The following is a 6,396-nucleotide window of genomic DNA, read 5'->3' on the forward strand; positions in this document are numbered from 1 at the left end:
GCCCGTACCGGCCGAGCGGCGGGGTTCGTCGCGCACGTATTACTCCGTTTGACGTAGCATTCCGTTCAACGGACTATTGAGCCGTCGGCTCCACCGGATCCGGCGGGCCCGCGCGAGAGGATGCCCATGCCGTTCACCCTGTCCCACCCGGCAGCCGTCCTGCCCCTGCTGCGCACGCCGTTCAGCCGGACCGCGCTGGTGGCCGGGGCCGTCGCGCCGGACCTGCCGTACTTCCTGGTCACCACCGGACTGCCGGTCAGCGCCCAGTCCTGGTACGAGCCCTTCGCCAACGCCACCACCACCCACACCCTGCCCGGCGCCCTCACCGTCGGCCTGCCGTACACCCTCGCGCTGTGGGCGCTCCTGCTGGCCGGGCGGCGGCCGCTGGCCGCGCTGCTGCCGCTTCCGTCGCCCACCGCGCGGGAGGCCGGTGTGCGGGAGGCCGCCGCCGGGGAGGCCGGTGCGCGGGAGGCCGGTGAGCCCGGTACGGCCGGGGCGGTGGCGCGGCGGGCCGGGTGGGTCCTGCTGTCCGCGCTGATCGGCCTCGCCACCCACCTGGTCTGGGACTCCTTCACCCACGTCGACGGCTTCGTGGTCACCCGCGCGCCCTGGCTGAACACCACCCTGGCGGGCGGCCTCACCTGGGCCCGGGCCCTGCAGCACGCCAGCACCATCGGCGGTCTGCTGGCCATCGCCGTCTTCGGCCGGCGCCGACGGGCCCGGCTGCGCACCATCGGCGGCCCGGCCGCCAGCGCGGGCCGGCGTCGGCACGTCCTGCTCGCGCTGGCCCTGTGCGCGGCCACCGGGGCCGTCGCGCACGCCTGGTGGTGGCTGGCCGGCCCGCAGGCGGTGGTCGCCGGGCGGCCGCTGGGCGCCCTGCTCGAGGGCGTGCTCTCCGACGCGGCGAAGGGCGCGGGCGCCGGCCTGATCGCCGCCCTGCTGCTGTACACCACCGCCTGGTGGACCCGCCGTGCGGCCATCGCGCTGCGCGGCCGCGCGGGCGCCGTACGGGCCGGCACCACGGCCTGATCGTGGCGGGCCGTCGTGCCGCCCGACGGGTCGGCAATTCCCGCCCGTGACGCAGGACTTCGCTGCCCTTCGACGTTTCGGGGGCGCCCACCGGGCGCCCCCGAAGGGCCGGACGCGGGGTCCGGGTGGTGGCCGGCTCCGCTGCATCGGAGGGCGGCCGTGGTCCCTGGGTGTCGATTGCTCGCGACCGGGACATCGGGTTCAAGGCTGGCGGGGAGCGGGGTCGGAACGCCCAGTTGCGTGCTGCGGAGCCGGACGGCGCGGTGGCGGCGGGAGGGGAAGGGGCTGGGTCGACGGCGGATGACCTGGGCCCTTTCCCGTTCCGACGGGTGCGATTGTTGCGGAGGGTTCCGGACTCGTGCGCAAGAAATACCGGGACGGGCGTCCACCGGGAGGGAAAACCCGGACAGGGGCGCGATCCGGCGTGTGCGGGGGCGCTCACAGTGGCCGCGAGCTGCGGATACCTCCGTCGATCATGCGATGTTCTTTCAGAGGGGAATGCCGGTAGGGCCGTTCGGGGAAATCGTGAGGCCCGTCGTACCCGAGAATGAACGCCGGGTGCCGGGCGGGAGCTGCAATCTCCGGTCCGGGTCTTCAAGACTCGATTGAACGTCATTTCGATTTTAGGGACTTCGTATGAGTGTGCCGCGTCCGCGGCGGACGGCGGCGGGCAGCAGTGTGCTGCCCGTTCCGGTCGTCGTCCTGGCGTTGGGTGTCCTGACCGCGGTCGTCGTGCTCGCCCTGGCCGGGGTGTCCACCGAGACGATCATCGCCCTGTCGAGCGCAGCGGTCTTCGCCGCGGCCGAGCTGACCAGAAGGCTGGTCGCCGCCGTCGCCCGCGGACGCCGGCGCAGGTGAGCGTGCGGCATGGGACGGCACAAGAAGGCGGTGCCGGACGGTGCGTTCGCGGAGCGGCTCGCCGTGTACCTGCGCGGCCTGCGGGAGCGCAGCGGCAAGACCTACGAGGCCATGGAGCCCTTCTCCGTCGCGACCTTTTCGCGTGCGGACTCCGGTGCCTCCAGGCCGAGTTGGCGGGTCGTGGAGGCCTACGTACGGGCCTGCGGCGGACGGCCGTCGGAGCTGCGCAAGGCCGCCCGGCTGTGGCAGGAGACGCCCGCGAGCCAGCCGGCGGCGGACGCCCCGGCCGACGGTGCGGACGCCTGGCCCGAACCGGACGCCCTGGTGGCGCCCCACCAGCTCGGTGAGGTCATGCGGATCGCGCGGAAGGCGTGCGGCGGCCCGCCGTTGCGCGACCTGGAGGCGCGGGCGGCGCGGCTCGGCGAACAGCTCTCCCGCAGTACGGTCAGCGACGCGCTGCGCTCGCGCGGCGGGCCGCAGTTGCGGACGTTCTGCGCCTTCATGCGGGTGATCGCGGACTATCCGGGGTCACCGGCCGCCGGCTACCCGGCCCGGGTGTGGGCCGAGGCGTGGCACCGTGTGCAGGAGGGGAGCGACCGGGCGGCGCCCGCGGTCGGGCCCGGGCGGCGTCCGACGACGGTGCGCGGGCGCGCGCCGTCGACCGGGGAGGGGCGGCGGCGCCCGCGGCTGCTGACCCGGCCGTGGGCGCCGCCGGGGCCGCTGCGCGACCTCAAGGACGCCCTGCACGACCTGTACCTCTCGGCCGGCGCGCCGTCCCTGGCCGACATCGCGGGCGCCGTCCGGCTGGACGACTCGCTCGCGGCCGCACCGGAGCGGGACAGCATCCGCCGGCTGCTGCGCTCACCCCAGCTGCCGCCCAACCCGCACGACGCGGTGGCGGTGGCCTCGGTGCTGGCCCGGATGGCGGGGGTCGGGGCGGGGGAGGCCGCGCTGCGCGCCCGGAACCTGTGGATCGCGGCGGCGGCGGAGCCCCCCTACGGGCACGCCGTCGCGGACCTGCTCGATCCGATCGCCCTCGGCGTCCGTCCGACCTTCGCCTTCCCGGACATGCCCGACACCCTGCCGACCCTGACCCCGTACGTGGACCGGCTGCACGACCGGGCGCTGCTGGACGTGGTGCGGCTGGGGGTCGGCGGGCACAGCGGCATCGTCATCGCGCGCGGTGAACCGTCGACCGGCAAGACCCGCAGCTGCTGGGAGGCCGTGCGGTCGCTGCCCGCCGACTGGCGGCTGTGGTACCCGGCCAACCCCTCCGACACCGGGCAGGTGCTCCAGGCACTGGCGGGGGCCGGGCCCAGGACGGTGGTGTGGCTGGACCGGATCGACCGCTACCTGGACGCCGTCCAGGGGGTGACGGCCCAGCGGATCCACGACGAGATCAGGCAGGCGGTGTCCGACACCCGACGCGCCCCGGTCCTGGTGATCGGGACGGTCTCCGACTCCGCCCGGATGCTGACCGGGGAGGGGGGCGAGGACCTCCCGAACGCCGCCGCCCTGATGCTGATCGAGGAGGCGGGCGTCAACGTCCCCAACTCCCTGACGGGCAGTGAGCTGCTCGGGCTGGCCGCCCTGGCGGACCGGGACCCCCGGCTGTCGCTGGCCGAGGCCACCGCCAAGGAGACGGCCGTGCAGTTCCTGGCCAGCAACCACGGCGCCCACCCCGTGGTCAACGCCTACTCCTTCCACACGGCCGTGACCACGGGGGACACCGACACGCTCGTGGTGGGGGCGCGGCTCCTGCACGAGACCGGCCGGCCGCGGGAGGCGGTGGCCTGGTACCAGGCCGCGGCGGAGGCCGGAGACAGCCAGGCCGTCCGGTCGGCGGCGAGCCTGCTCAGCGAGAGCGGCGACCTGGCCGAGGCGATCTCCTGGCTGCGCGAACGGGCCGACGCCGGCGACACCCACGCCGCGCTCGAAGCGGCACGCCAGCTGGAGCACGACGGGCAGGACGAGGAGGCGATCACCCTCTACCAGCGCGCCGCCCAGACGGGGGGCAAGAGCCAGGCGCTGCGCTCGGCGGCGGCGGTGCTGCGCCGCCACGGCCGGGCGCCCGAGGCCCTGGCGTGGTTGCAGGGCCGGGCGCGGGACGGCGACGAGAAGGCCCACCGGGAGGCCGCCCACCTGCGCTGGACCACCGGTGACCGGGAGGGCGGACTGCGCTCCTACGAGGAGGCGGTGGCCGCCGGCGACACCACCGCCCTGCGCGAGGCCGCGGAGCACCTCCAGGCCGCGGACCGGGTCGAGGAGGCGATCGACTGGTACCGGCGCGCCGTGCGCGGCGGCGACAAGGTGGCCCTGCGGCCGCTGGCCGACCTTTTGAAGGCCGAGGGCGACCTCGACGGCGCCCTGCCGTACTACCTGCGGGCGGCGGAGCTGTCCGACGTGCTGGCCATGCACCAGGCGGCCGCCCTCTACCGGTGGGGGAGGCAGCCGGCCCGGGCGCTGCACTGGTACCGGGAGGCCTCCCGGCACGGGGACGACTCCGCGCTGCTGCACATCGCCGCCCTCCACCAGGAGGCCGGACGGATCGACACCGCGCTCACCTGGTACGCGAGGGCGGCCGACAGCCGGATCCGGGACGCCTACCGGGAGGCCGTCTGGATGCTCTGGGACGCGGGGCGGCTGGACGACGCCTACGCGTGGCTGGCGGGCCGGGTCGACAACGGCGACCGCCGGGCGCTGCGCGAGCTGGGCGACCTGCTCCGTGAGGCGGGCCGGCTCCCGGAGGCGCTGGCCTGGTACCGGCGGTCGGCGGAGCTCGGCAGCAAGTACTCCCTCCGGCACGTGGTCCGGCTGGAGGCCCGGCTGGGCGTCCCGCCGGGCCGGTGATTTTCGGCCACGCCGCGGCCGGATTCCCCTGCGAACTTCACGAGTTACTTCACCCCAGTGATTCCGGGCCGTTCCGGCGGTGATTACCGGGGTAATCGAAGAAATGACATGTCTCAGGAATGTGAGCAAGATGTGTGCCCCGGTATGTCCGTCTTTGCTGGGACAAGTCGCCGGTGGTGAGGCGCGTAGACAGCCGAGGAATTGCCTGGGCACTACCAACTCTTGACCTTCACTAGGCGATTACGTAGCCTCCTGATCAATACGGAGGGCCGGTCGCCGGGATGTTCGAGCGAGCCAGTTGCCGCCGTGTGGGGACCAATTCGAATCCGTGGGGGATCTCGTGTACGACGTCATTGTTGTCGGTGCCCGCTGCGCCGGATCGCCGGTGGCCATGCTGCTGGCCCGGCAGGGGCACCGGGTGCTGGTGGTGGACCGGGCCTCGTTTCCCAGCGACTCCGTGTCGACGCACTACATCCATCAGGCCGGCCTGTTGAAGCTCCGGGAATGGGGGCTGCTCGATGAGATCGTCGGCGCCGGGACACCGGCGCTGCGCACGATGCACTACGCCTACCGGGGCATCGAGCTCAACGGCTTCGCCGAACCGGTCGACGGCATCGACGCCGTCTACTGCCCGCGCCGCACCGTGCTCGACGAGATCCTCGTCAACGCGGCCCGCCGGGCGGGTGCGGAGGTGCTGGAGGGCTTCACCCTGACCGACCTGGTCTTCGACGGCGGCCAGGTGGTCGGCATCCGCGGCCGCGAAGGCGACGGCCCGGAGCGGGAGTTCCGCTCCACCGTGGTGGTCGGCGCCGACGGCTTCCACTCGACGGTGGCCAAACGCACCGGCGCCGAGCTGTACAACGTGCGCCCGGCCGCCGGATTCATCTACTACTCCTACTACACCGGCCTCGAGGACTGGGGGCTGCACCACAGGACCGGCATGAACGAGCGCTGGTTCGGCACCTGGCCGACCAACGACGGGCTCCAGATGCTGGCCACCATCTGCACCCGGCGCCAGCTCAAGGAGTTCCGCCAGGATGTCGAGGGCCGCTTCCAGGCCGTGTTCGACGACGTCTCCCCCGAGATGGGGGCCCAACTGCGGGACCAGGGGCGGCGCGTGGAGGACTTCAAGCCGATGCGCTACCCGGACAACTACTACCGCCGCGCCTACGGACCGGGCTGGGCCCTGGTCGGCGACGCCGGCTACCACAAGGACCCGTACACCGGGTGGGGCATCACCGACGCCTTCCTGCACGGCCAGCTGCTGGCCGACCGGCTCCACCAGGGTCTGGCCGGGGAGCGGCCGATGGAGGAGGCGCTCGCCGAGTACAACAAGCTCCGGGACGAGGAGAGCGGTGACGTCTACGACTTCACCACCACGCTCGGCGAACTCACCGAACTGCCGCCCTTCTTCCGCGCCACGATGTCCGCGATGAGCGCCACCCAGGAGTGGACCGACCGGATGCTCGGCCTGATCGGCGGCATCGTAGAGGGCCACGAGATCTACGCGCCGGACGCTCTGGAGCGCCTCTACGACAGCGCGGGAGTGCCGCAGGACCAGCGGATCTACGACCCGGCGGGCTGAGCCGGCCCGCACTCCTGATGGTCCGTCACGTCGTCGCCGCAGCAGTCGTTCCAGTCCGCCGAGGGAGCCAGCAG

General features: G+C 73.6%; 4 protein-coding genes. All 4 read left to right on the forward strand.

Translation table 11 applies throughout. The annotated features are described in order from the left end of the window. The first annotated feature begins 126 nt into the window (after positions 1 to 126). The 4 genes from ACZ58X_RS11870 (at position 127) to ACZ58X_RS11885 (ending at position 6,322) form a co-directional block, all read left to right on the forward strand. Complete coding sequence (locus ACZ58X_RS11870) at positions 127 to 1,029, forward strand: DUF4184 family protein (protein ID WP_470333524.1); 903 nt, start codon at positions 127 to 129, stop codon at positions 1,027 to 1,029. Positions 1,030 to 1,665: 636 nt separating this feature from the next. Then, on the forward strand, positions 1,666 to 1,887 hold the full coding sequence (locus ACZ58X_RS11875) for a hypothetical protein (RefSeq protein ID WP_360231548.1): 222 nt from the start codon (positions 1,666 to 1,668) through the stop codon (positions 1,885 to 1,887). Positions 1,888 to 1,896: 9 nt separating this feature from the next. Further along, positions 1,897 to 4,737, forward strand: a complete 2,841-nt coding sequence (locus ACZ58X_RS11880; RefSeq protein WP_470333525.1) for a helix-turn-helix domain-containing protein — start codon at positions 1,897 to 1,899, stop codon at positions 4,735 to 4,737. A gap of 328 nt (positions 4,738 to 5,065) precedes the next feature. Beyond that, positions 5,066 to 6,322, forward strand: a complete 1,257-nt coding sequence (locus ACZ58X_RS11885; protein WP_470333526.1) for an NAD(P)/FAD-dependent oxidoreductase — start codon at positions 5,066 to 5,068, stop codon at positions 6,320 to 6,322. Positions 6,323 to 6,396: the final 74 nt, after the last annotated feature.

The sequence above is a fragment of the Kitasatospora sp. NPDC040550 genome, from assembly GCF_055594965.1.